The sequence below is a fragment of the Nitratiruptor sp. YY09-18 genome, from assembly GCF_016593235.1.
Taxonomy (GTDB): Bacteria; Campylobacterota; Campylobacteria; order Campylobacterales; family Nitratiruptoraceae; genus Nitratiruptor.
In genome coordinates this window covers 1,675,403-1,698,547 of sequence record NZ_AP023065.1, presented here as the reverse complement: position 1 = coordinate 1,698,547, position 23,145 = coordinate 1,675,403, and the positions used below count along the sequence as shown (strand labels likewise).

Annotated in this window: 29 protein-coding genes; 25 read left to right on the top strand and 4 right to left on the bottom strand. The window is 40.7% G+C overall.

The genetic code is table 11. The annotated features are described in order from the left end of the window. Window positions 1–79 precede the first annotated feature (79 nt). The 13 genes from JG734_RS09080 to JG734_RS09020 are packed head-to-tail and all read left to right on the top strand — an operon-like array spanning window position 80 to window position 9,771. Complete coding sequence (locus tag JG734_RS09080; RefSeq protein ID WP_201332974.1) at window positions 80–652, top strand: molecular chaperone; 573 nt, start codon at window positions 80–82, stop codon at window positions 650–652. Beyond that, window positions 642–1,673: a 4Fe-4S binding protein gene (locus JG734_RS09075; RefSeq protein ID WP_201332973.1), complete on the top strand. Its 1,032-nt coding sequence runs from the start codon at window positions 642–644 to the stop codon at window positions 1,671–1,673. The genes JG734_RS09080 and JG734_RS09075 overlap by 11 nt, the downstream gene beginning before the upstream one ends. Further along, window positions 1,673–2,539 carry a VWA domain-containing protein gene (locus tag JG734_RS09070; RefSeq protein WP_201332972.1) on the top strand — a complete coding sequence of 289 codons (867 nt, stop codon included), beginning with the start codon at window positions 1,673–1,675 and terminating at the stop codon, window positions 2,537–2,539. The genes JG734_RS09075 and JG734_RS09070 overlap by 1 nt, the downstream gene beginning before the upstream one ends. After that, the gene (locus JG734_RS09065) at window positions 2,536–4,038 is read left to right on the top strand and encodes a VWA domain-containing protein (protein WP_201332971.1); all 1,503 of its coding nucleotides are present in this window, start codon (window positions 2,536–2,538) and stop codon (window positions 4,036–4,038) included. The genes JG734_RS09070 and JG734_RS09065 overlap by 4 nt, the downstream gene beginning before the upstream one ends. After that, window positions 4,019–5,074: a hypothetical protein gene (locus tag JG734_RS09060; protein ID WP_201332970.1), complete on the top strand. Its 1,056-nt coding sequence runs from the start codon at window positions 4,019–4,021 to the stop codon at window positions 5,072–5,074. The genes JG734_RS09065 and JG734_RS09060 overlap by 20 nt, the downstream gene beginning before the upstream one ends. After that, window positions 5,065–5,982 carry a MoxR family ATPase gene (locus tag JG734_RS09055; protein ID WP_201332969.1) on the top strand — a complete coding sequence of 306 codons (918 nt, stop codon included), beginning with the start codon at window positions 5,065–5,067 and terminating at the stop codon, window positions 5,980–5,982. Before JG734_RS09060 ends, JG734_RS09055 begins: the two co-directional genes overlap by 10 nt. After that, complete coding sequence (locus JG734_RS09050) at window positions 5,979–6,779, top strand: DUF58 domain-containing protein (protein WP_201332968.1); 801 nt, start codon at window positions 5,979–5,981, stop codon at window positions 6,777–6,779. The genes JG734_RS09055 and JG734_RS09050 overlap by 4 nt, the downstream gene beginning before the upstream one ends. Further along, window positions 6,779–7,180, top strand: a complete 402-nt coding sequence (locus JG734_RS09045; protein WP_201332967.1) for a hypothetical protein — start codon at window positions 6,779–6,781, stop codon at window positions 7,178–7,180. Before JG734_RS09050 ends, JG734_RS09045 begins: the two co-directional genes overlap by 1 nt. Continuing rightward, the gene (locus JG734_RS09040) at window positions 7,150–7,494 is read left to right on the top strand and encodes a hypothetical protein (RefSeq protein ID WP_201332966.1); all 345 of its coding nucleotides are present in this window, start codon (window positions 7,150–7,152) and stop codon (window positions 7,492–7,494) included. The genes JG734_RS09045 and JG734_RS09040 overlap by 31 nt, the downstream gene beginning before the upstream one ends. A 16-nt stretch (window positions 7,495–7,510) precedes the next feature. Next, window positions 7,511–8,758 carry a hypothetical protein gene (locus tag JG734_RS09035; protein WP_201332965.1) on the top strand — a complete coding sequence of 416 codons (1,248 nt, stop codon included), beginning with the start codon at window positions 7,511–7,513 and terminating at the stop codon, window positions 8,756–8,758. Continuing rightward, window positions 8,751–9,059 (top strand): metal-sulfur cluster assembly factor, encoded by a 309-nt coding sequence (locus JG734_RS09030; RefSeq protein WP_201332964.1) that lies wholly within the window; start codon window positions 8,751–8,753, stop codon window positions 9,057–9,059. The genes JG734_RS09035 and JG734_RS09030 overlap by 8 nt, the downstream gene beginning before the upstream one ends. Then, entirely contained in the window at window positions 9,056–9,283 is a 228-nt protein-coding gene (locus JG734_RS09025) for a hypothetical protein (protein WP_201332963.1), read from the top strand. Before JG734_RS09030 ends, JG734_RS09025 begins: the two co-directional genes overlap by 4 nt. After that, entirely contained in the window at window positions 9,274–9,771 is a 498-nt protein-coding gene (locus JG734_RS09020; RefSeq protein ID WP_201332962.1) for a DUF1858 domain-containing protein, read from the top strand. The genes JG734_RS09025 and JG734_RS09020 overlap by 10 nt, the downstream gene beginning before the upstream one ends. Here JG734_RS09020 and JG734_RS09015 read toward each other — a convergent pair. Next, entirely contained in the window at window positions 9,768–10,370 is a 603-nt protein-coding gene (locus JG734_RS09015) for an FmdE family protein (RefSeq protein ID WP_201332961.1), read from the bottom strand. The genes JG734_RS09020 and JG734_RS09015 overlap by 4 nt on opposite strands. Before the next feature lie 203 nt (window positions 10,371–10,573). Here JG734_RS09015 and napA point away from each other — a divergent pair, with 203 nt between their 5' ends. The 9 genes from napA to JG734_RS08970 all read left to right on the top strand — a co-directional run bounded on the left by napA (window position 10,574) and on the right by JG734_RS08970 (window position 19,255). Beyond that, a complete protein-coding gene (napA, locus tag JG734_RS09010; RefSeq protein ID WP_201332960.1) occupies window positions 10,574–13,384 on the top strand; it encodes a nitrate reductase catalytic subunit NapA in 2,811 nt (936 codons plus the stop codon). A gap of 20 nt (window positions 13,385–13,404) precedes the next feature. Beyond that, window positions 13,405–14,196: a ferredoxin-type protein NapG gene (gene napG, locus JG734_RS09005; protein ID WP_201332959.1), complete on the top strand. Its 792-nt coding sequence runs from the start codon at window positions 13,405–13,407 to the stop codon at window positions 14,194–14,196. Beyond that, entirely contained in the window at window positions 14,189–15,019 is an 831-nt protein-coding gene (napH, locus tag JG734_RS09000; protein WP_201332958.1) for a quinol dehydrogenase ferredoxin subunit NapH, read from the top strand. Before napG ends, napH begins: the two co-directional genes overlap by 8 nt. Then, complete coding sequence (locus JG734_RS08995; RefSeq protein WP_201332957.1) at window positions 15,009–15,587, top strand: nitrate reductase cytochrome c-type subunit; 579 nt, start codon at window positions 15,009–15,011, stop codon at window positions 15,585–15,587. The genes napH and JG734_RS08995 overlap by 11 nt, the downstream gene beginning before the upstream one ends. Further along, window positions 15,587–16,063, top strand: a complete 477-nt coding sequence (locus tag JG734_RS08990) for a 4Fe-4S dicluster domain-containing protein (protein ID WP_201332956.1) — start codon at window positions 15,587–15,589, stop codon at window positions 16,061–16,063. Before JG734_RS08995 ends, JG734_RS08990 begins: the two co-directional genes overlap by 1 nt. Beyond that, window positions 16,060–17,007, top strand: coding sequence for a WD40 repeat domain-containing protein (locus JG734_RS08985; RefSeq protein ID WP_201332955.1), 948 nt, complete (start codon window positions 16,060–16,062; stop codon window positions 17,005–17,007). Before JG734_RS08990 ends, JG734_RS08985 begins: the two co-directional genes overlap by 4 nt. Beyond that, complete coding sequence (locus JG734_RS08980) at window positions 17,004–17,351, top strand: chaperone NapD (protein WP_201332954.1); 348 nt, start codon at window positions 17,004–17,006, stop codon at window positions 17,349–17,351. The genes JG734_RS08985 and JG734_RS08980 overlap by 4 nt, the downstream gene beginning before the upstream one ends. Window positions 17,352–17,360: 9 nt before the next feature. Beyond that, entirely contained in the window at window positions 17,361–17,888 is a 528-nt protein-coding gene (locus JG734_RS08975; protein ID WP_201332953.1) for a PAS domain-containing protein, read from the top strand. Between the two features lie 110 nt (window positions 17,889–17,998). Next, a complete protein-coding gene (locus JG734_RS08970; protein WP_201332952.1) occupies window positions 17,999–19,255 on the top strand; it encodes a porin in 1,257 nt (418 codons plus the stop codon). A gap of 73 nt (window positions 19,256–19,328) precedes the next feature. Here JG734_RS08970 and JG734_RS08965 read toward each other — a convergent pair whose 3' ends face one another. From JG734_RS08965 to JG734_RS08955, 3 genes are read right to left on the bottom strand one after another with little or no spacing between them, the layout of a single operon-like run. Continuing rightward, window positions 19,329–19,676 (bottom strand): outer membrane beta-barrel protein, encoded by a 348-nt coding sequence (locus JG734_RS08965; RefSeq protein ID WP_236587036.1) that lies wholly within the window; start codon window positions 19,674–19,676, stop codon window positions 19,329–19,331. A 44-nt stretch (window positions 19,677–19,720) separates the two neighbouring features. After that, window positions 19,721–19,891, bottom strand: coding sequence for a hypothetical protein (locus tag JG734_RS08960; RefSeq protein ID WP_201332951.1), 171 nt, complete (start codon window positions 19,889–19,891; stop codon window positions 19,721–19,723). Between the two features lie 26 nt (window positions 19,892–19,917). Then, entirely contained in the window at window positions 19,918–20,583 is a 666-nt protein-coding gene (locus JG734_RS08955; protein WP_236586930.1) for a Crp/Fnr family transcriptional regulator, read from the bottom strand. Window positions 20,584–20,696: 113 nt separating this feature from the next. Between JG734_RS08955 and JG734_RS08950 the strand changes: the two genes are divergently transcribed. Genes JG734_RS08950 through JG734_RS08940 form a run of 3 tightly spaced genes read left to right on the top strand, consistent with a single transcriptional unit; the run spans window position 20,697 to window position 23,141 of the window. Beyond that, a complete protein-coding gene (locus JG734_RS08950) occupies window positions 20,697–21,029 on the top strand; it encodes a hypothetical protein (RefSeq protein ID WP_201332950.1) in 333 nt (110 codons plus the stop codon). Between the two features lie 11 nt (window positions 21,030–21,040). Continuing rightward, on the top strand, window positions 21,041–21,718 hold the full coding sequence (locus JG734_RS08945) for a cytochrome c (RefSeq protein ID WP_201332949.1): 678 nt from the start codon (window positions 21,041–21,043) through the stop codon (window positions 21,716–21,718). After that, window positions 21,705–23,141 carry a cbb3-type cytochrome c oxidase subunit I gene (locus JG734_RS08940; RefSeq protein ID WP_236586928.1) on the top strand — a complete coding sequence of 479 codons (1,437 nt, stop codon included), beginning with the start codon at window positions 21,705–21,707 and terminating at the stop codon, window positions 23,139–23,141. The genes JG734_RS08945 and JG734_RS08940 overlap by 14 nt, the downstream gene beginning before the upstream one ends. Window positions 23,142–23,145: the final 4 nt, after the last annotated feature.

The following is a 23,145-nucleotide window of genomic DNA, read 5'->3' as shown; positions in this document are numbered from 1 at the left end:
CCTCTTGGCGGTAACTGTATGTGATATGTGATTTTATCTGCTACAATACACAAATCATATATCTCATAGAGGAGTAACATTGGATAATAAAGCACGCGCTTTCGTCTATGCATTTTTGTCCCGCGTCTTTAGCAAAGAACTTGGCAAAAAAGAGATAGAAGATCTCAAAAACAATCCCGAACTTTTAGTAACAATAGGCAACGATACTCTTGACTATTTTCAAAATAGTGATACCCAAACAATTCAAGATGAACTCAATATCGACTATAGTTCTCTTTTTCTTGTAAACTCCCAGCCTGTTGAATCTCTAGTGGTCGATTCTACTGGTGAAATCCTCGTGGGTTTGCAAAATCCTGTGATGTTTTTCTACTTTGAGAATGGCTATGAGATAGATATGAACCAGACTGAAATTTTGGCACCAGATCATCTGGCTATCGAGTTTGGATTCATGCAAAATCTTGCATATCGCAATGAAGACAAAATTGCTAAGAAGTTTTTGCAGCAGCACATCCTCGCTTGGGTGCCGCCATATCTTGTAGCAATACAAGATGTTGCACAGACCCCTTTTTATAAAGATATCTGTGATTTTACAATTGACTATCTTTTGAGTGATTATGAGATGCTCAAAGAGGAAGTAAGCGATGCAGTATAAGCAGCAGGGTGAACTCTTTTCATACGATGTACTCAAGTGTTTGCGTACAGATTACTTTCATAGTGACTGTAGGGAGTGCTTGGAGATCTGCCCTCATGATGCATTCTTTTTTGATCGAGTTAAACTGAGTGTCGATTTTGATAAGTGCACCAACTGCTCAGTCTGTATCGGTGTTTGCCCTACAGAGGCACTGAGCCTAGATTTTTTCAATCCAAATGACTACGTGCTCAAAAACCAGCCACATCTTTCGTGCAAAAAAGATATCCCGTGTCTGAGTGCATTTGATAGTGAACACTTCATTGCTATTGCTTTGCGCAATGGCAAACTTGCAGTTGATAGATCCCACTGTGAGGGATGTGTGCTCAATCCAGAGAACAAAACTCTCGAATCTATCAATGCTCGCTTGCAAGAAGTGCAAGATTTTCTTGATGAATGTGGTGTAGAAATAACAATAGAAGAGCAGCCTTTTAGCGAAGATAGAAGGAGGTTTTTCAAGGCAGTTTTTGGTGCAGCTAAAGAGGTAGTAAATGAAGAGAGTGTGGCTGATGTGCAAAGTGCAGTTGAACGCGTTCCAATGAAGAGCATGCTACTCAAAAACGCACTCAAATCCAAAATCACGGAAATTCCACAAAAGATTGTAAGTACTCGTTATTCATTTTTAGCAGACAAAGCAATTGATGAGAGCTGCACAAACTGTGGAGATTGTGTGCAGTTTTGTCCGACAAATGCCCTCTTTTTCTCTGGCGATGGAGCAGGGATTTGGTTTGTAGCTGGAAAGTGTATCAACTGCGATATCTGCAACGACATCTGCAAGCCAAAATCTATCAGCGACAAAGAGCAGATCGATCTAGTTACCTATGTGTTTGATAGGGGAGAAGAGCTCATCCATCATACCATTGAGATATGCCAGGAGTGTAAAACGCCTTTTGCCTATAAAGGTGGTGAGATGATATGTGATAGATGCAAGAGCTTTGTGGATGAGTTTGGCGATATCTTCAAGCTAGCGAGCGATATGGAGTAATGCATGTAGCCTTCTTGTATCCTCCAGCCTTTGTGCTATTGGTGCTTCTTGTCTGTTTTGTGCGCTGCAAAAGGGAGCAGCTGCGCATATACTTCGCCCGCACCGATCTTCTTCCTCCTTCATTTATACGCAGAGATCTTTTGCCTCTGTTTATTGCATTTTTATTTGTATTAGCACTAGCTGGACCAATTGGCTATAGCAGCATGGGTGTGAGTGATCACAAAGGAAGAGATCTCGTCATCGCAATAGATGCAAGCGGGTCGATGGGTGGAGATTTTGGTAAAGAGAGCAAATTTGATACTCTCAAAAAGATGGTAAGAGCATTTTTAACACACCGCTATGATGATAATGTTGGTATAGTAGCCTTTGGGACATTTGCCTATCCAGCAGCTCCTATTACATTTGATTTGCGCGCTTTGCAATTTGTACTCAATTATCTTGATCTTTCACTTGCTGGCAATAACACAGCTATCGGAGATGCTATTATGCAAGCAGTAAAGATGCTCAAAAAAAGCCATGCCAAAAAAAAGGCGATACTGCTCTTTACTGATGGGATGCAAAATAGCGGAAGAGTCTCCATCAAGCAAGCTGTAGCTGCAGCCAAAAAGATAGGTGCGAAGATCTATACAGTTGGCATAGGCGATGAGTATGATGCAAAGCTCTTAGAGCGCATTGCCAAGGAGAGCGGAGGAAAGAGTTTTAGTGCTAAAGATCCTGATGCGCTCAAGGAGGTTTTATCCGATATAGACAAATTAGAGGCTAGCAAGCTGCGCAGCAAGAACTACATTGATATGCAGCCCCTTTTTCTAGGGGTGATAGCATTTTTGGCTCTGATGCTACTCTATCAAATAAAGAGATATCTATGAGTTTTCTCTATCCCTGGGTTTTGTGGCTCATTGTTCCAGCATTGTTGCTGCTACTACTTAGCAAAGAGCCAAAATTTGCGCAAATCTTCAATCCAAAGATAATTATAGAAGCAAAGAGTATGAATCCTTCTTGGCTTCCCTTGATTTTGGTTCTTGTAATTATCGCTTTAGCTAGACCTGTTATCAACAAGCCGCTTGCTGCAAGTAAAAGTGCTACACCACTCTTTATAGCACTAGATTTTTCAGCCTCTATGCAAGCACAAGATATCAAGCCAAATAGACTCCAAAAAGCTAAAGATATAGCAAGCAAGCTTATTGAGCGCTCACCATCTCCAACGTCAATCCTCATCTTTACCTCCAATCCTCTCATCATAGCTCCTCCTACAACTGACAAAGAGGCACTGCTGCAGATATTGCAAAGTATTGATGAGAAGGGAATACTCACCAAAGGGACAGACTTTGGTAAACTTTTGGAGTTTATAGGCAAGTTTGCAGGCAAGAAAAATCTTGTTATATTGAGTGACGGGGGAGAGTTTAGCGATCCGCAAGTGCTGCAAGAATATGCAAAGCAGCATAACATTACCATATTTAGCATAGGAGTTGCTACAAAAGAGGGTGCACTCATTCCTACAAAAAATGGCTATCTAAAATATGAAGGAAAGCTCGTTATCTCAAGACTCAACCCAGCATTTACAAAGCTTGGAACCTACTTAGAGCCAGATGAAGCAGAGAAGGTATTCGATCTCATAGAGAGCAGACTACAAAAAACGACTACCAAAAAGCAGGTAGAGCTCTATTTTGTTCCACTCTTTGTTGCCTTCTTGCTCTATATCTGGTTTGCTACGACACTCTTTGATACAATCAAGAAATTGCCATTTTTTGTTTTGTTAGCTGTCACGCTGCATGCAGGAGTTGTAGAGGAGTTTGCCTTGCAAAAAGGATACAAAGAGCTTGAGATGGGGCATTATAAAAGAGCGCTAGAGTATCTGCAAAAGAGTAAAACATTTGAGAGTCGCTTCTTGCAAGGGGTGGCATTGTGTAAATTAGGTAAGATTAGAAGAGCTATTGAGATTTTTCGCCATCTCCACACAACAGATACGAATATAAAAGCCAAAATATACTACAATCTTGGATATTGCTATGAAAAGATGCGTAAATTTGAAGATGCTCTTCAAAGCTACATACATGCATATCAGTTGCGCCAAGAGCCAAAAACTATGCAAAAAATAGAGCAGCTTGTGTTTAAAAAAAACCAAAAGAAGCTCTTGCTCCCCTTTAGTAAGCAAAAGCAGGTGGCAAAAAGGGGTAATAATAGTAAGAATGGTGGTAAGAGTGCTGGGAGTGCCAATGTGAATATCGCTGTACAAAGTGGCGCGGCAAAGGGTGGCAAGAAACAAAAGGGAGGAGCTTTGAGTAAGAGAGGTGAGACTATGCCAATGAGTTCCAAGGTATATGAGTTGATCAATAGAGGATATATAGATGAGAAGCGTCCTTGGTAGTCTCTTTATCATCATTGCTGCATGTGCACACACGCTTCATGTAAGCACTACAACGCCATCGATCAAAGAGCCGGTAATCATAGAGTTTGCTTATGAAGATAGGGAGTTTCAAAAGATCACATGGGTCAAATTCAAGCCCCTTGCTTCACCAGCTTATGAGACGCACTTTTTAAAAAAAGATAGCAAAGAGGGAGTCTATAGATTTTACTATCTGCTCTTTCCACTCAAGCCAGGTGAAGTGCAGGTGCGCTACTCATTAAGAGTCAAAAAAGCAAGTGTAGAGGAGATCCATAAAGATATCCTAGGCACTGGCTATGAGCAGACAAATCCGATCGAGGGAAAAGTATACGATATAGCAATCAATCCGACTCTTTTGCATGTCAAGGATGTGAAGGCAAATCTATTTGGAAAGTTTATAATTGAGCGCAGTATTGATCCTAAAGCAGTCAAAGCCTATGAGCCAGTCTATGTGAATTTTATCATCAAAGGCAAAGGGTATCCTCCCAAGTTTGCAAAGCTTGTAGATATAGAGGGAGTCAAAATTCTAACTGATAAGCCGCAAGAAAAGATAGTTTACAAGCTAGATGGAGCCCATGTAAATTATCGCTACAGCTACGCAATCATTGCGAACCATCCATTTACTATTAACAGCTTACATTTGAAGGGGTATGATTATAAAAGTTTTTATACGATCAATTTGCCTACACAAAAAATAGTTGTGACTCCACCGAAAAATCTTGTAGACAAAGAGACCTACCCCAAACCAATCGAGCCTTTTTATAAAAAAGTAGTTGCAGCTTTAGGGTATATCGCAATCTTTATAGCAGGATTTTTGAGTGCATGGATAATCATGCGCTATTTTCGCGATAGTCAAAAAGAGGAGATCAAAAATGCAAAAGACGCAAAAGAGCTCCTAGCAATCTTGGTGGTCAAGTATCCGGAGTGTTTTGAAGATGAAAAGAGAGCCTTGCAAAGTGGTGAGAGTGTAGCAAAGATTAAAAAAAGAGTTCTCAAAGGGTTGAAACAATGCAGATAGTCGAAAAGATAAAAAGAGAAATAGAAAAGGTTGTCGTTGGACAAGAGGAGATGGTCGATAGTGTGATTATTGCGCTTTTGAGTGGAGGGCATCTGCTCCTTGAGGGTATGCCAGGGCTTGCAAAGACTACAACCATCAAGGTTTTAGCACAGGTTGTAGGTCTTGAGTTTTCACGGGTGCAGTTTACTCCAGATCTTTTGCCAAGCGATATTATCGGAGCCAAAATATATAATTCTGCACAAGCGCAGTTTCATATTAAAAAGGGACCAGTTTTTACAAATTTGCTTTTGGCTGATGAGATCAACAGAGCCCCTGCAAAGGTGCAATCAGCGCTTTTGGAAGTGATGCAGGAGCGTCAAGTGACAATCGATGAGGAGAGCTACAAAGTAGATGAGCCTTTTGTTGTTATGGCGACGCAAAACCCAATAGAGCAAGAGGGTACATACAATCTTCCAGAAGCACAGCTAGATCGTTTTATGATGAAGGTGCTCCTTGGCTACAATACAAAAGATGAGGAGTTTGTTATCTTGCAGCGTGCAGAAGAGGGGTTTGCAAAGAGTCTTGAGAGAGTTGCAAGCAAAGAAGAGATTCTTCAGGCTAAAGAGGCGGCGATGAAGGTTTTTATAGATGATGCCCTCAAGCGCTACATTCTTGATATGGTCTTTGCAACGAGAGAACACCCAAAAATAATGCATGGGAGCAGTCCAAGAGGAAGCATTGATTTGATGCGTGCAGCAAAAGCCAAGGCCTATATGAAGGGAGCTTCTCATGTGACGCCCCAAGAGATTTTAGAAGTAGCAAAACCGGTACTTCGCCACCGCATAATCCTTAGCTATGAAGCAAAAGCGAAAGGTCTTAGAAGCGACGATTTACTTGAAGAGATTTTGACAAAAGTGCCTATTCCATGATCGATGCACTCATTATCAAAACCAAAAAAGAGGTTTTTAGTAAAAGTAGCGGACTCTTTAGCGCACGTAGTGGCGGTGAGGGATATGACTTTTTGGAACTAAGAGAATACAACTATGGTGAAGATGCCAAACGTATAGACTGGATTGCAAGTGCAAAGTATCAAAAGCCCTATATACGTATCTATCAAGAGGAGCTATTGCGCAATATTGTAGGAGTCTTCGTGCTTAGTGGCTCACTCTATTTTGGCTCCAAAAGACTCAAAATCGAGACACTTTTAGAAGCATTTTTGCTGGTTGGCTATAGTGCACTGCATCTCAATGAAAATCTCCAAGGATTTGCTCATAACCATAGATTTATAACAAATATCTACACGCTAGAGCAGTTTGCAAAAGAGATAAGTAGTTATGATCTATTAGGTAAAAAGGCAACATTTGATGAGAAAGATCTCTTCTATCGCTTGCCTGAGCGATCTTTGATACTGCTCTTTGGAGATTTTTTAGATCCAACCCAGCTCACACTTTTGGCACAAAAGCATGAAGTAGTTGCAATAGTGGCGCGCGATAGTATAGAGAAGGGAAAAGATCTTGGACAATCTGTTGAAGCTGTAGATACGATAACCCTCCAATCAAAAAACTACTTTCTTGGCAAGAGTCAGCTCAGAAAGTATGGAGAAAATATCCAAAAGCACCTTGATAATAACTATGCTCACTTTGTCCAAAATGGCATTGATTGGGTGGAGATCTACGATATCGATAATATCTACGAAAAACTGCAAAACTTCTTTATAGGGCGGTGATGGAACTTATAGCATTGCCAGATTTTCACCATGAGCTTTTGGCTCTGTGTGCCTTAATTTTTTTAATCATTGCAGTATGGATTGGGGTGCGGCTATTGCCAAAAAGGTACAAAAGTTTCAAAATCCACTCCCGCGAAGATCTCTATGAAGCCTCACGTATTCTCTCAAGCTGCCACAAATTTGATGCACTGTTGCAAGAACTCAATCCTTATAAATATGCTCCCGCTACTCCTCCTTTGCCAAGAGAGCTGCGAAGGAGAGTCGAAAAGGCAGTAGATGAGTGTAAAAGGGAGGAAAAATTGATACAAATCAAGGAAAGAGCAAGGCAAAAGATTTACAATGTAGCCAAAAAAAACCGAAAGGATTTGCTATGGAAATTCCTCAAGATGCTCAAAAGGTAGAGGTTCCTGGAGCGACGGTAGATTTTTATAAATTCCAAAAGGATGGAGTGACTTACTACGCTTTTGATACTTCTCGCTGCGGACCGCCAGAACCAATGGTCAATGCAATGGCAGGACTCAAACTCGTCAAAGACCCCAATACAAAACTTATTATGATAAATCATAAAATGCCAATGGGACTGCTCAATAAAATAGAGCAAAATTATGATATAGAAAAAGAGGAGTTGCCAGATGGACGTGTGCAGCTGCTCTTTAGCTACAAGCCTGGAGTTACAGAAGAGGCAAACTTGAGCGATAGCAGCTGCTCTGGCTAAACAAAAAGGGGGAGGGATGTTTAATATTTCAAAGGATTTCGCGCCGCCTTTTTCTCTCATTGTTCCATTTTTTATAGCCGGTGTACTCTTCTTTGTAGCAAGCGCTATTGCACTGCTCTTCTACACTCCGCACTTTTCATATCTTGAGCTTAAAGTTGCAGGTTGGGTGCACCTCTTTTTGGTGGGCTATGTGATGATGATCATTTTTGGTGCTATGGCGCAGCTTGTTCCTGTAGTTTTGGAAACAGGACATTTTAGTGTAGATTGGTACTATCTCCTTTTTCCTATTTTGCTTGTTGGAGTTTTGGGGCTTGTGAGTGGCTTTTGGCTCTCACCATTGCTGCTGAGCTTTGGGGGGCTTTTGGTGCTTGTAGCTATGATCATCTTTGCTGTTGAGGTAATGCTCACAGTCAAAAAGAGTACCATCAATACATTTACAATGCAGGCCGTCAAATACTCCAATATCTTCTTGCTTGTTGGAATTTTGAGCGGATTTCTCATGGCTTTGACGCTGAGTGGCTTTATGGGTGTTAGAGTAGAGTCTGTGCTCAAATTCCATGTCTTTGCAGTGTTGGGTGGTTATGTACTGCTCACTATTTATGGGATTTCCCTTGTTTTGCTTCCAATGTTTGGATTGGCGCATGGTTTTGATGAGAAGCCGGTGCGCTATGCGATGTGGAGTATGGTAGCGGCTGTTGTAACACTCTTTTTTGGAGTGCTCTTTGCATGGCACTTTTTGCAAGTAGTAGGATATCTTTTAGGGTTTGTTTCGGTAGCTCTCTATTTTTATCAAGTCTATCTTATATATAAAACGCGGGTGCGTAAAGAGCGAGAGATCTGGTATATGTCGATGCTCTTTGGGTATGGAAGTTTTGCATTTGCGTTTTTGCTAGGAGTGCTCTATCTGCTTAGTGGCATGGAGAGTGAGAGATTCTTATATAGTGGAGTATGGTTTTTGTTTGTCTTTTTTATGTTTTTGATCAATGGGCATCTGTATAAGATAGTTCCATTTTTAGTATGGTTTCATCGCTTCAGTGAGCTTGTTGGCAAACAAAAGGTACCGATGCTCCACGAGATGTATCCCAAAAAGCAGGCTTCTTTTGAGTTTTGGTTTACTGCAATTGGTTCTTTACTTGTAGGATTAGGTCTTCTTGTGCAAAGTGGGCAGATTTTCAAAGCTGGTGGGAGCTTTTTGGTAGTTGGAGCTCTCTTTTTACTCTCAAGCCTATTTTGGATGATCAAGTTTAGGAGTGAAAATGGCTAAAGTAACAAAAGAGCAGATCTATGACGCGATTCGTACTGTCATTGATCCTGAAGTTGGATTCAATCTTGTGGACTTGGGTCTTATCTATGATGTGGATATTGATGAGGAGAATAATGTTCATGTGAAGATGACCCTCTCTACAAGAGGGTGTCCTTTGCATCAGATGATGCAGCAGTGGGTAAAAGAGGCGGTTGAGCGCATACCCGGTGTCAAAGATGTAACGGTAGAGATCGTATGGGATCCACCGTGGAATATCTCAATGGCAAGTGATGTTGTCAAGAAAGCTTTGGGCGCTGGATGAAAGAGATCAAAGCCTTTTTGCGCCACCTCTATGGAGCTGGTATTCTTTTTTTCTACTATCTCAAATGGCCAGTTGCAATAGGTGTGCCGGTACTCTATCTCTATCTGCACTATCCACGTAATATTTTTATGGATCTGCTGTGGCTTTATTGTGTGATACTTATTATCAAAGATTTTGTTGTTATGTTTTTGCGGTATAAAAGAGGAGAAAAGATATGGAGATAACTGATAAAACAAAAGTGCATGATCTTTTGCAGACATATCCTGAGCTTGAAGAGAAGCTCATTGCTCTCAATCCAAAATATAAAAAGCTCAAAAATCCGATACTGCGCAAGACTATAGCAAGAGTTGCCACTTTGCGTCAGGTTGCTGCGGTTGGTGGGATGGATGTGCAAGAGCTTGTAAATACATTGCGCAAATTTGTTGGGCAAGAGCCAATAGTTATAAATGAAGAAAAAAAAGAGCAAATAGCACCCCAATGGATAATGCAAGAGCCGCAAGCAGTTTTTGATGCGAACGAGCTTTTAGATAGTGGGCAAAATCCACTAGCTGTAATTTCAAAAAAGCTCAAAGAGCTGCCGCAAGGCTCCATGATTGTACTCAAATCCGACTTCTTGCCAGAGCCCCTCATAGAAGAGTTTAAAAAAAGAGGGCATGAAGTATATGCAAAGCCAATCGATGAGGAGCACTATTTAACGTATATCAAAGTTTAGCTCACTTTTATTATCTGTGGCCACAGCTCTTTGGAGAGAAGAATCTTTTTGACTCTCTCTTGCCAAAGGGAGCGAAAGAGTTGCTTCTCTTCCTCGCTTGCCTGCCCACTCATAATTTTTTGCATGAGTGGTTTCATCTGTGGATCTGGTGGAATGATAGACGGATCATAGCTCAGCGTTACTGTGTTGTTTGTTGCTAGATCTGTGAGACTCACTTGACCTTTTATTGGTGCATTGTAGGTGAGGTTATTGCTGCGATCAAAATGCCCTCCTATACCTTTGAAGCCAGCCTCATCACTTACTCCGCATATATAGGCTATAGTATTGCCTATAACGCCATTAACACCCTCACTCTTTGCACCCTGCAGGGCAACTGCTATTTCACCCCGTTTTGGGAGTTCATCTTTGAAAAGATTTGCAAGTCCTATTTTTGCCATCAAAAATGCTCCAGCAACTGTTGGACATGAGTGGCCTGCAAATTTTACTGCATCAAGATAGCTAAATTCGACTATGCCATTATCAAAAGCACCCAAAAATGCTCCCAATGGATCAAAGAGAGTTATCTTTTCGACTGCATCAAAAAATGCTGGATAGTGCATAGGGATTCCTTTTTGACTAGATTCTATCCAAGAGCTGCAAAAAATTCCTTGACCATAGTCAAAATAGGAGAATTTTTATCTTAATTATCTCTTTCTAAACAAAATTAAATTTGATTTATATCAATGTTCAAATATCATTATATTTGTAAAATAGATTTTGTGTAAAACCATGGGGACATGGAATCAAAAAAGAGGAGGCTTCAATGGCTATGGATAGAAGGGATTTCCTCAAGAGCGCTGCTGCAGCCACTGCTGCAAGTGCCGTAGGACTGAGTGTACCAAAAGAGATGGAAGCAGCATCAAAAGAGGCTGAAAAAGGATGGCGATGGGATAAGGCAGTCTGTCGCTTCTGCGGAACTGGTTGTGGCATTATGATTGCAACCAAAGATGATAGAATCGTTGCGGTCAAAGGTGACCCGCTTGCACCGGTTAACCGCGGTCTTAACTGTATCAAGGGATACTTTACGGCTAAGATCATGTATGGTGCTGATAGGCTCAAGACACCACTGCTTCGTATGAATGATAAGGGCGAGTTTGATAAACATGGAAAATTTCGCCCAGTGAGTTGGAAAAAAGCTTTCGATGTAATGGAGGAGCAGTTTAAAAAAGCGTACAATGAACTTGGGCCAACAGGTGTTGCATTTTTTGGTTCTGGTCAGTACACTGTCCAGGAAGGATATGCGGCTGCAAAACTTATGAAAGCTGGATTTAGAAGTAACAACATCGATCCAAATGCACGCCACTGTATGGCAAGTGCGGTTGCTGGATTTATCCAGACATTTGGTATCGATGAGCCAGCGGGATGTTATGATGATATCGAGCTTACCGATACGATAGTGCTCTGGGGTTCAAATATGGCAGAGATGCACCCGATTCTTTGGGCACGCTGTACAGATAGAAAGCTCTCAAACCCAGATAAAGTCAAAGTAGTTGTTCTCTCAACATATACCCATAGAAGCTGTGATCTTGCAGATGATGTGATTATCTTCAAACCAAACACAGACCTTGCTATCTGGAACTATATTGCAAGAAGTATCGTTTATGATCATCCAGATGCAATCGATTGGAAGTTTGTCAAAGAGTACTGCGTCTTTACTACAGGATATCCAGATATCGGTTATGGTATGCGCAATCCTAAACATGCCGAAAAACTTGGATATAGCAAAAAAGAGATGGAGACAGTTTGGCATCAAGACCATAAAAAACTCTCAGAAGATGAGAAGAAAGCTCTTGCTCCATTTGGATATGGTAAAGCTAGTGTAATGAAGATGAGGCATGCAAAAGCTGCAGGAAAACACTGGGCTATCAGCTTTGAAGAGTTTAAAAAATCACTTGAACCGTATACACTTGATTATGTGGCAAAAGTGGCCAAAGGTGATCCTGATGAGAGCCTTGAGAGCTTCAAAGCAAAACTCAAAAGACTCAAAGATCTCTATGTAGAAAAAGGGCGTAAGGTTGTGAGCTTCTGGACAATGGGTATGAACCAGCACACCAGAGGCACTTGGGATAATGAACTTAGCTACGTAGTACACTTCTTGCTTGGTAAACAAGCACTTCCTGGAAGTGGAGCATTCTCGCTTACTGGACAGCCAAGTGCGTGTGGTACAGCACGTGAAGTTGGTACATTTGCACACAGACTCCCAGCAGATATGGTGGTTTTCAATCCAAAACATAGAGAGATCTCTGAGAAGATTTGGCGTCTTCCAAAAGGAACGCTCAATCCAAAAGTTGGAAGCCATATCGTAAAAATTATGCGCGATCTTGAAGATGGCAAAATAAAATTTGCTTGGGTACATGTATGTAACCCATGGCAAGATACTGCAAATGCCAACCACTGGATAAAAGCAGCACGCACAATGGATAACTTTATCGTAGTAAGTGATGGGTATCCAGGAATCAGTGCAAAAGTTGCCGATCTTATCTTGCCAAGTGCGATGATCTATGAAAAATGGGGAGCATATGGTAACGCTGAGCGTCGAACACAGCACTGGAGACAGCAAGTAACTCCAGTAGGGGATGCGATGCCTGATATCTGGCAATACACTGAATTTGCAAAACGATTTAAACTCAAAGAGGTATGGAAAGAGTGGAAACTTCCTGATGGAACAGTTTTGCCAAATGTACTCGATGAAGCGAAGAAAATGGGATACAGTCCAGATGATACACTCTTTGATGTACTCTTTGCAAACGATTACTACAGAAGCTTCAAGTGGCCTGATCCGATTGCTGAAGGTCATGGAAACACTACAGCAGAAGGTGATAAACGTAACGTTATCGGTACTGATGGCAAACCATGGAAGGGATATGGTTTCTTCCTTGAAAAAGCATGCTGGGAAGAGTATCGTAAATTTGGTGCAGGACGAGGACATGACTATGCGCCATTTGATGTATACCACAAAGTGCGAGGTCTCAGATGGCCAGTTGTTAATGGCAAAGATACTCCATGGCGATTTAATGTCAATTACGATCCATATGCAAAACGAGAAAAAGAGCTTGGCCATGTAAAAGGTGAGTTTGCATTCTATGGACACGCACTTAAGGTGATTCCACAAGGAAATCTCCATGGACCAGATAGTCATAAACCAAAAATTCACTTGCCAAACAAAGCCAAAATCTTTGCAAGACCTTACATGGAGCCACCTGAAGTTCCAGATAATGAATATGACACATGGCTCTGTACAGGACGCGTGCTTGAACATTGGCACAGTGGAACAATGACAATGAGAGTGCCTGAGCTCTATAGAGCAGTTCCAGAAGCGCTTTGCTACATGCATCCAGAAGATGCGAAAAAACGTGGTGTAAAACGGGGTGACTTGGTAGTGATCGAGAGCCGCCGCGGTAAGTGTAAAGCACGTGTTGAGACAAGGGGCCGTAACCGACCGCCACGCGGACTCGTATTTGTGCCTTGGTTTGATGAGCGTGTCTATATCAACCTTGTAACACTTGATGCAACATGTCCGATCTCTAAACAGACTGACTATAAAAAGTGCGCAGTCAAAATCTATAAGGCTTGAAAGACGGCTGGGAGGGGATAATGGATAAAAATCGACGCGCCTTCCTTGTATCGATGGCGCAAAATGTAGCAATAGCTGCTACAGGAGCAATTGTTTGGAGCGCTTTTGTCGATGAGGCAAAAGCCTCCCAGCTTTTGCTGCGACCACCAGGTGCTAGAAAAGAGGATGAGTTTATAAAACTTTGTATCAAATGTGGGCTTTGTGTAGAGGCATGCCCCTATGATACGTTGATGTTGGCAAAACCGGGAGATTACAAGCCTCTTGGTACGCCATACTATATACCAAGGGATATTCCGTGCTATATGTGCGAGGATATCCCTTGTGTGCCACCATGTCCGACTGGTGCGCTCGATATTGAGAGTGTCACAAGAGAGGAAGGTGGCAAAAAGGTCTTTGACATTACAATGATGCGTATGGGTGTAGCGATAGTAGATATTAAAGATTGTATCGCTTACTGGGGGATACAATGTGATGCTTGCTATCGTGCCTGTCCACTTTTGGATAAAGCTATATATATGGAGCTAAGACGCAATGAGAGGACAGGAAAGCACGCGAAGCTTTTGCCGGTGGTAGATCCAGATTACTGTACAGGGTGTGGGCTTTGTGAACACGCATGTGTAACTGAGATCGCAGCAATAAAAGTATTCCCAAGAGATGTAGCGCTCGGGAAAGTTGGTGAGCACTATGTCAAAGGGTGGCAGAAAAAAGATGAAGAGCGCTTGAAAGGTAGCAAAGGGATTGGTACTACTGTGACTCCAAGAAGCAAAAAGAGTGCAGTGGAATCTTTGAATGAGGGGATAGATTTTGAGTAAGTTATGGGATAAATATAGATTCTTACTTGCAAGACGCTTAGTACAGCTTAGTGTTTTGGTGCTCTATTTTGGAGCCAATGCATGGGGCTGGAAGATCTTGCAAGGAAATCTTAGCTCATCGCTCCTATTTCAAAAAATCCCTTTGGCTGATCCTTATGCGCTATTGCAGATATTTGCGACAGGCGCTATTGCTGCTGCAGATGTCATTATAGGTGCTGTTATTGTTGCCATATTTTATGCACTTGTTGGTGGACGAGCCTTCTGTAGTTATGTTTGTCCTATTAATATGGTCACTGATCTAGCAAACTATCTCAGACGCAAGTGGAATCTTGATAAGTTTGAGAAAAAGTGGTGGGCAAGTCGCAATATCCGCTACTGGGTTTTGGGACTGAGCTTTATCCTCTCATTTTTGCTAGGGACTGCTGCTTTTGAGATGGTAAGTCCTATTTCGATGATGCATAGAGGTATTGTCTTTGGTATGGGATTTGGCTGGGCGGCAATTGTGGCAATATTTCTTTTTGATCTATTTGTCTTAAAAAATGGCTGGTGTGGACATATCTGTCCTCTTGGTGGATTTTACTCTATCATTGGCAGATACAACCTCTTTCGCGTCCATCATAACCAGCCAAACTGTACACTCTGTATGAAGTGTAAAGAGGTGTGTCCAGAAAAAGAGGTACTCTATATGATAGGCAAAAAGAGCCAGATGGTAGATATGGGAGAGTGTACACTGTGTGGACGGTGTGTCGAAGTATGTGATGATGATGCACTCTATTTTAGTATTCGTGATTTTGCAAAAAAAGGAGATAGTCATGAAAGTTAAAGGATTGATTGCAATGGCAGCTGCAACAGCACTTTTTGCTGCTACATTTGCTTTTGCAGGTTCAAAAGTGGTGACTGAAGATCAATTGAGTTATGGAAGTAAAGGAACTCCACCAAAAGTTGAATACTCAAAGGCAGCTCCAGGTACTTCAAAACGTTTTCAAAGAAGTTATGAGAATGCACCGCCAATGATCCCACATAGTATTGATGGATTGCTTCCGATTACCCTTGATCATAATGCATGCCTTGGATGTCATATGCCAAGTGTAGCAAAGAGTATGGGTGCTACACCACTTCCTCCAACACACTTTAAAGACTTTTTCTTTGCAACAAAGAAAAAACTTATCAAGCAAAAATTGTATGAGGATAAAAAAGCGTATGAAAAGAGACTTGCACTCATGGCCAAAAAAAAGGATATCGCACCACAGCGATACAACTGTGTGCAGTGCCACGCACCGCAAGCAAATGCTCATCCACTGGTAAGCAATACCTTCAAACCAGACTTTAGAAATGTTGAAAACAAAAAACATTCAACTCTGTATAAAAATTTGATGGAGGGAGTAAAATAGTGCAAAGGAGGGAATTTTTTAGATCACTTATTAAGCCGATCCAAGTACAAAGAGAGGAGTCTCCTCTCTACCCTCCATATTTTAAAAGTGTGCAAGATTTTGGAAAATGTGAAGAGTGTGCCGATAAAACATGTGTTAAAGCTTGTGAAGAGGAGATAATAGTTATCAAAAACGGTGCACCCTCTTTAGATTTTCGAAAATCAGGCTGCACCTTCTGTGATGCATGTGCATATGCGTGTAATGAGGATGTTTTAAACATTGATTATAAGAGACTTTTGCCGCAAGTGCGTATCAAAGAGATTCTCTGTCTTGCTTGGAACAAAACAGTATGCAGTATGTGTAAGGATGTTTGTCTCGATAATGCGATAGAATTTGCAGGGTTTTTTACTCCACAAGTCAATGAGAAGTGTACAGGATGTGGATTTTGCATAGGAGTCTGCCCAACACAAGCTATAGTAATAGGGGAAGAGGGATGAAAATATTTATAGTATTGCTCCTTGGAGTTTTGCTCTATGGAGCAGATTTATCTCCTGCGTCAAGTGTAAATATTAAAGCTGCTGTTCTTGATGCAGTATTTGCCAATCATAAAATATATCTAGCAACAGATGCAGGCAAAGTTGTAATAATGGATGAAAATTTGAGTGTACAAAAGAGTTTGAGAGTACGCAAGATCAAAGACTTCATGGGAACACTTCATGATGCAGATATTTATAGTGTAGATGTTTTAGATGATCAGATTCTGTACCTCGCACAGGCTGAAGATGGATATGCTGAACTCTATCTTTATAGAGATGGGAATGCTTCAAAAGTGCTCGATAAATCATTGCATCTTTATGCCAAAGCTGCCAAATTTGTGGATAAGCAGCATGCAATATTAGCTCTTATGAGTGATGAGGTGGTTCTCTATGATTTGGTTGCTCGAAAAATAGTTAAGCGTGCTAAAGCTGGTGAGTATTTCTATGCTGCGATGGCTATGGATCCATCGCGTAAAATGGTTGCAATTGGTGATGAGGGAGGAGAGGTTGTTGTCTTAAATCCTCAAAACCTCGAACATATCAAGCTCTTTAAAGATGTCAATAAAGATAAAATACTCTCCATTGCAATCAACAATCCTTTGATCGCAGCAGGAAGTAGAGCAGATAAGACACTGGCAATATACAATCTCCGAGGTGGTAAGCCAAAGGTTTATAAAAATCCCGACTTTTTTATATATGTAACTACTCTTTCACCAATGAATCATTATGTAGTTTTTGGTGATAATGAGAAATATATTCTCAAAGTTGCCAGCGTAGAATCTTTGGATATACAATATCGGCTTATAGGACATAAAAATATTGTCAATGTCGTGCGGTTTTTGGATGAGAAGAGGGTGCTTAGTGCGAGTGAGACAGGAGAAATCAAAATATGGAGGTTGCCATGACATTAAGTAGTTGTGTGATTCGCTGTAATCCAAAAGATTTGGAGAGAGTCAAAAAAGGCGTAGAAGAAGCAAATGTATGTGATATCCATATTGTTGATGAGAGTGGATATATAGTAGTTACTATCGAAGGAAAAGATACAGCTGAAGAGATAAAAAAACTCAAAACTTTGCAGTTTTTAGATGGAGTTCTCTCTGCAGATTTAATCTACTCATATAGTGAAGAGGAGTTAGAGGCTTTACGGGAAGATCTTGATATGCAAGCAGAAGTCCCTGAGATCTTGGAGAAAGATGTTCCAGCAGAGCAAATCGTCTATCATGGAGATTTGAAAAAGAAATATATTTAAAGGCAAGGTATGGATATCACATGGGATATGTTTGTGGAGACCGAAGTACCAAAAGATGAACTGATTATATCTCGCACTGATCTAAGAGGTATAATTACTTATGCAAATGAGACTTTTGCGTATATCAGTGGGTATAAACCAGAGGAACTTATAGGTAAGCCTCACAATATCTTGCGCCATCCAGATATGCCAAAGAGAGTCTTTAAAGAGCTTTGGGAGACTATAGAGGCAGGAAAAATCTGGAGTGGCTATGTAAAGAATCTGCGAAAAGACAAAGGATATTACTGGGTCTATGCTGAGGTGAGTGGTGTCTATAAAGATGGCAAACTCGTCGAATATAAGTCTATGCGCAGTTGGGTGCCCAAAGAGAAACGCATTCAGATGCAACGCATCTATGATCAGATGCGCTTTGAAGCAGAAGAGAAGGTAAGAGGTGTAAGCTATCTGCCAAGAAAACTCTACGATGTACTTGAGCAAAGAGCAAAAGAGGAGAATCTCTCTATAGAAAAATTCTTAGAAAAATTATTAATTAATTGATTTAAATCAAGGAAAGTGATTATTAGCTATTGCTATAATTTGTATATTATGAATTAATATAAAGAATAAAAATCTTCTTTAAGAAGATTTAATACCAAAAAGGAGCAACGATGAGAAAAGTAGGATTAAGCCTTACAGCTGCAACACTTTTAGTAGCTGGCATGAGTAGCATGGCGAGTGCAAATGCATTAGAAAATATCATCTCTAATCCTAAAGTGAGTCTTGAAATTCGCCCAAGATATGAGTATGTTGATCAAGATAACAAGCCAGATGAAGCAAGTGCACTTACTGTAAGAACAGCATTGGGCTTGAATGCAAATCTTTTTGACGTTGATGGGCTTGGTGCACAGTTGCAAGTGATCAATGTTGCAAATCTAACAAATGATTATGCTCCAGAAGATAAGTCGGGTAGATATCCAGTTGTGGCAGATGAGTCGCAAACGCGTGTAACACAAGCAAATGTGAGCTATAGTACCAACGGATTTGCAGTTATTGTGGGTAGAAAGATGGTCGTACTTGACAATGCACGCTTTATTGGTAATGTTGGCTGGAGACAAATGCCACAAACCTATGATTTGGCTGCACTTATCTATAATGGAGTGGAAAATCTCAGCCTCTTGGGAGCGTATGTCTGGAATGTCAATAGAATCTTTGCTACTGATGGCAACGGACCCCTCAATAAACATATGAAAACAGGTTCTGTGCTCTTACATGGTGCATACAAAGTAGCGCCTGAGCTTACTATTACTGCATATGACTATATGGTAGAAAACTTTGCTGATCATATTGGTATAAGACTTACAGGCAAAGTGGATCTCAATGGTGTAAAAGTTGGCTATACCGCAGAGTATGCTGTACAAAACGATCCAAGCCTAGATGACGAAGATGATCCTCTCTACAGTCCAAATCGTAAGCAAGATACTGAGTACTATAATGTAGCAGTGAACGCAACATATAGTGGATTTATTGGAGGGCTAGGATTTGAGCATCTTGGTGACAAAGGTTCAGGTGATTTTGCATTCTGGACACCTCTTGCTACACTCCATGCTATGAACGGTTGGGCAGATATGTTTTTGAAAACTCCGCCTGAAGGGCTCGAGGACTTTACTATCAAGCTTGGCTATAACTTCGGTGAATATGGAAAAATCATCGGTATTTATCATAGTTTCAATGCAGATACCGATAACAGTGCAGGTGATGATGATCTTGGCAACGAGATCGATATAGCTTACAAATATAAAATCAATAAAAACTTAGGATTGCTCCTCAAATATGCAAATTATAGCAGCGGTGATGATAGTTTTAACAAACCTGATACTACAAAATATTGGATCCAACTCGACTACAAATTTAGTGCCAGCCTTTAATCTCCTCCCCCATTTGGGGGATAGAAGCGAAGGAGAGGATAAGTTTTGCCAGTTTCATTCACTCCTTCGCCTCTTATAAATCAAAGTTATACATTATTCCAAGAGTAATCATATCCCCTTTTGGCCCATTAATAGTAGACTTTTCATATTCTCCGATGATTTTCCATGCTGGATCGATAGCATACTCAAATCCTGCTGCATACACGAAACCTGTATCATGGCTCTTTTCTGAATCACTCTTCTCATACTCATACTCATATCCAACTTTGAAGAGAATCCCTAGCTCTTCTGTAACTTCATATGTATATGCCAAATCGAGTGATGAGGTCCAATATTTGATCGACTCTCGTAAAAACTCTGGCTCTTCACCTTCAGCCTCTTCTTTTACAGTGACATGTGTCTTTTCATAGCTCCCATCAATCTCTATCGCAAAACCGTTTCCAAGTCTATATCCAAGATCGACACCTACTCCATTACATGATCACCTTTTTCATCTCTATATGTATCACCAAAATTATGGATACCTTTGAGCACTATGTAATATGGCTTTTCATGCTCTTGCACTGCCTCACTCTCATGTGCTAATAGAGTTGAAGAGAGTAGCAAACTACTGACAATGATAGAAGTTAATCTCATATTACTCCTTTATGGTTTAAGATGAATTATTCAAAGAAATTTTTCAACTTCTCTTTATCGATTATCTTGTAAGAAGAGTGCTCTTTTTTAAGAAGTCCGAGATTTTTAAATTTTGTAATGATACGTGAAAGCGTTTCAGGAGTGATATTGAGAAGTGTTGCTATTTCGTTTTTTTTCATATGTAAGAACTCATCTTCATGCTCATAGATAAATTTTGCAACCCTTGCGGTAGAGGTGAGAACTATATCATTGGTGATAACATGCTCAAGATAGCGAACTTTATCGGTGAGAGACTTTATGATGGTAAAAGCAATTTCTGGATCTTTGAGAAACTCTTGCTCAAAAGCTGGATAGTCAATGAGTATGACCTTGCCATCGGTGAGAAACTCTCCCGTAGCAGGATAGGGCATATTATTAAAATTGACGATTTCTGCAATGAGAGTATAAGGGTAGAAGATATGTAAGACTATTTTGTTACCCTTTTGATCACTCTTATAAATTTGCATGATTCCATCAGTAAGTAGCATGAGCTTATCAGTGCGTTCACCCTCAAAAAAAGCTATTTCTCCTTTTGCAAACTCTTTGATAGTAGAGATTTCTCTCAGCCGCTTTTTCTTGCCTTCTGGTAAATAATCAAAGAGATAAAATTTTTCAATTGCTTCCATTGCTATTCTCACAAATTTTTTACACATTATAGATTTATCCTTATTAAATAGGAATAAAAATTTTTTTGACATATATCAAAGCTTTTCATTTCCAAAAAAACTAAAATTTGAAATGTAAATACAAAAATAAAGGAGAGAAGATGGAATATTATATGCAAGATATTCCAAGTCACGACTTCTTGCCAATCTTCGTAGTATCTGCAGCCATCATCTTCTTAGGGATGATGTATGCGGGTTTCTTTACGTTAGTGAAGCTGCGATTGGTCAAGAAGTATTTCATGATATTTGCATATCTCTCCTGGATAGCACTGGTAGTGAGCATGTACTACTTGGGTGAGTTACTGCGGGTTGAGCCCTATACGCAAAAGGTGCTCATAGGTGCAATGGTAGGCTACTTGGTCTTTCCTCATATCGTCTACTTTTTGCTTGAAAAGGTGCATAGACGATTTGAGCATCAAGAGGTTATTAGTTAAAAGGAGGCACAATGGAAAACAAGCCATCAGTATGGACCAGTAACAGGTTCTGGCGAAGGTCGGCAACATGGGTAACAGGTGTGTCAGCGGTACTGCTGATATTGTTAACAGTAGATAGTATGTCACAGATGCAGATGGGAACAGCCAAAGATATACAAAACAAAGTAGATAAACGTATCCCATCTCCGCTAGTCATCAATTACAAAATAGACTACCAGCTCTCACCAAAAAGAGGGCATGAAGTACCAATTATTGGCGGTATGGATGCCAATGGAAAGAGCAAATATGAGGAGAAAGAGAAGTTCTTCGGTAGAGATGACTATACAGAAGAGGAAGCTCGTGCCCTTATACATAAAGGAAAGCTCACCATTCAAGCTAAAAACTGCATGGATTGCCATACACTGCTAGGAAATGGGGCATACTATGCGCCAGATCTTACAAAAGCATGGCTTGATCCAGCTTGGAATGTAATTGGTCAGGGTTATGGTGGTAAAGAGTATGCGATGGCTGCATTTTTACAAAATCCTCCTGCAATGGCTATGCATGAGAGAAAAATGCCAAATCTTGGAATCACCAAAGATGAAGCAAAAGCGGTGGTTGCATACTTGAAATTTATGTCAGCAATTGATACGAACGGTTTCCCGAGAAACTTTGGAAAAATCAAAGGAGCAGTCAATGCAAGGAAATAGTGTACAGCTCTATGAAGGGCAAAAGTTAGCGCTTAAATATTTTACGGTGGCGATTGTTCTTTTTGGTGCCCAGCTTCTATTTGGGTTAATAGCAGCGATTCAATTTTTGTACCCAGACTTTCTATTCAATACACTTGATTTTTCAATCGCAAGAATGGTGCATATTAATGCACTTGTTGTATGGCTTTTGTATGCAATGATTGGTGCAGTCTACTGGCTCTTGCCAGATGAAGCAGGCAAAGAAGTTGTAGGAGTGAAGCTAGGCAATCTAGCATTTTATGTGCTCACAGCAGCAGTCGCTGTGGTAGTGCTTGTATATCTTTTTATTCAAGTTGGTCCTGGTACCGAGATGACTACATGGCTTATTACTGAAGGACGTGAATATATTGAAGCTCCACGTTGGGCAGATATAGGTATCGTTGTAGTTGTACTTATATTCCTCTACAATGTCTATGCAACTGCACTTACAGGAAAACGATCAGGAATTTTGACTGTATTGATGGCTGATTTGGTAGCTCTTGCTGGCCTCTATCTTGCTGGTATGTTTTACACCGATAATATCGCAGTAGATCAATATTGGTGGTGGTGGGTTGTTCACCTCTGGGTTGAAGCTACATGGGAGGTTTATGTAGCGGCAGTTGGTGGCTATATCCTCATCAAAACACTCAATGCAAACAGAAAAGTAGTTGAGATGTGGCTCTGGATCGAAGTAGCCATGATGTTTGGATCAGGAATTTTGGGTCTTGGTCACCACTATTTCTGGATTGGTACACCAGAGTACTGGTGGGAAATTGGTGCGCTCTTTAGTGCACTTGAGCCAGTTCCACTTGTAGGTCTATTTGTGCATGTTCTTTATGACTGGGGTAAAGAGCGAGGTAAAGGCAATACCATCAAAAATGTTCCAGCATTTGCATGGCTAACTGTTGAGACTTTTGGAAACTTCCTTGGTGCTGGTGTTTGGGGATTTATGCATACTTTGCCTCAAATCAATCTCTATACTCACGGAACACAATGGCCAGCAGCGCACGGACACTTGGCATTCTTTGGTGCATATGTAGCTATTATGATTGCAGCAATCTACCTTGCAGTCCAAGGAAAAGCAGGTCTGAAAGAGCTTAAAATGACAAAAGCTGGCTGGTGGGCTATAGCACTCATTACTGTTGGTGTGCTTTTCATGACAGTAGCTCTTACACTTTCAGCTTATGTGCAAACTATGGTTGAACGCGGTATGTATGGTGCTACATGGGAAGGTTACTTTGTAGCGCAGGCTAATCAGTGGTTTGTCCAAGGTTTGGGGTGGAGACTTGCTACCGGGATCATGGTAATTGTCGGCTATGTTTTCTTGGTGTATGATCTCTTGACATGTACCAAAAAACAGCCAGTAGAAGTTTCTCAAGTAGAAACAGCTGCAGCTACTGCATAAACAA

Bases quoted from the DNA above. Each gene is read 5' to 3' on its own strand.
- JG734_RS09075 (WP_201332973.1), top strand. From the start codon at position 642: ATGCAGTATAAGCAGCAGGGTGAACTCTTTTCATACGATGTACTCAAG.
- JG734_RS09070 (WP_201332972.1), top strand. From the start codon at position 1,673: ATGCATGTAGCCTTCTTGTATCCTCCAGCCTTTGTGCTATTGGTGCTT.
- JG734_RS09065 (WP_201332971.1), top strand. From the start codon at position 2,536: ATGAGTTTTCTCTATCCCTGGGTTTTGTGGCTCATTGTTCCAGCATTG.
- JG734_RS09060 (WP_201332970.1), top strand. From the start codon at position 4,019: ATGAGAAGCGTCCTTGGTAGTCTCTTTATCATCATTGCTGCATGTGCA.
- JG734_RS09055 (WP_201332969.1), top strand. From the start codon at position 5,065: ATGCAGATAGTCGAAAAGATAAAAAGAGAAATAGAAAAGGTTGTCGTT.
- JG734_RS09050 (WP_201332968.1), top strand. From the start codon at position 5,979: ATGATCGATGCACTCATTATCAAAACCAAAAAAGAGGTTTTTAGTAAA.
- JG734_RS09045 (WP_201332967.1), top strand. From the start codon at position 6,779: ATGGAACTTATAGCATTGCCAGATTTTCACCATGAGCTTTTGGCTCTG.
- JG734_RS09040 (WP_201332966.1), top strand. From the start codon at position 7,150: ATGGAAATTCCTCAAGATGCTCAAAAGGTAGAGGTTCCTGGAGCGACG.
- JG734_RS09035 (WP_201332965.1), top strand. From the start codon at position 7,511: ATGTTTAATATTTCAAAGGATTTCGCGCCGCCTTTTTCTCTCATTGTT.
- JG734_RS09030 (WP_201332964.1), top strand. From the start codon at position 8,751: ATGGCTAAAGTAACAAAAGAGCAGATCTATGACGCGATTCGTACTGTC.
- JG734_RS09025 (WP_201332963.1), top strand. From the start codon at position 9,056: ATGAAAGAGATCAAAGCCTTTTTGCGCCACCTCTATGGAGCTGGTATT.
- JG734_RS09020 (WP_201332962.1), top strand. From the start codon at position 9,274: ATGGAGATAACTGATAAAACAAAAGTGCATGATCTTTTGCAGACATAT.
- JG734_RS09015 (WP_201332961.1), bottom strand. From the start codon at position 10,370: ATGCACTATCCAGCATTTTTTGATGCAGTCGAAAAGATAACTCTCTTT.
- napA (WP_201332960.1), top strand. From the start codon at position 10,574: ATGGCTATGGATAGAAGGGATTTCCTCAAGAGCGCTGCTGCAGCCACT.
- napG (WP_201332959.1), top strand. From the start codon at position 13,405: ATGGATAAAAATCGACGCGCCTTCCTTGTATCGATGGCGCAAAATGTA.
- JG734_RS08995 (WP_201332957.1), top strand. From the start codon at position 15,009: ATGAAAGTTAAAGGATTGATTGCAATGGCAGCTGCAACAGCACTTTTT.
- JG734_RS08985 (WP_201332955.1), top strand. From the start codon at position 16,060: ATGAAAATATTTATAGTATTGCTCCTTGGAGTTTTGCTCTATGGAGCA.
- JG734_RS08980 (WP_201332954.1), top strand. From the start codon at position 17,004: ATGACATTAAGTAGTTGTGTGATTCGCTGTAATCCAAAAGATTTGGAG.
- JG734_RS08975 (WP_201332953.1), top strand. From the start codon at position 17,361: ATGGATATCACATGGGATATGTTTGTGGAGACCGAAGTACCAAAAGAT.
- JG734_RS08970 (WP_201332952.1), top strand. From the start codon at position 17,999: ATGAGAAAAGTAGGATTAAGCCTTACAGCTGCAACACTTTTAGTAGCT.
- JG734_RS08960 (WP_201332951.1), bottom strand. From the start codon at position 19,891: ATGAGATTAACTTCTATCATTGTCAGTAGTTTGCTACTCTCTTCAACT.
- JG734_RS08955 (WP_236586930.1), bottom strand. From the start codon at position 20,583: ATGTGTAAAAAATTTGTGAGAATAGCAATGGAAGCAATTGAAAAATTT.
- JG734_RS08950 (WP_201332950.1), top strand. From the start codon at position 20,697: ATGGAATATTATATGCAAGATATTCCAAGTCACGACTTCTTGCCAATC.
- JG734_RS08945 (WP_201332949.1), top strand. From the start codon at position 21,041: ATGGAAAACAAGCCATCAGTATGGACCAGTAACAGGTTCTGGCGAAGG.
- JG734_RS08940 (WP_236586928.1), top strand. From the start codon at position 21,705: ATGCAAGGAAATAGTGTACAGCTCTATGAAGGGCAAAAGTTAGCGCTT.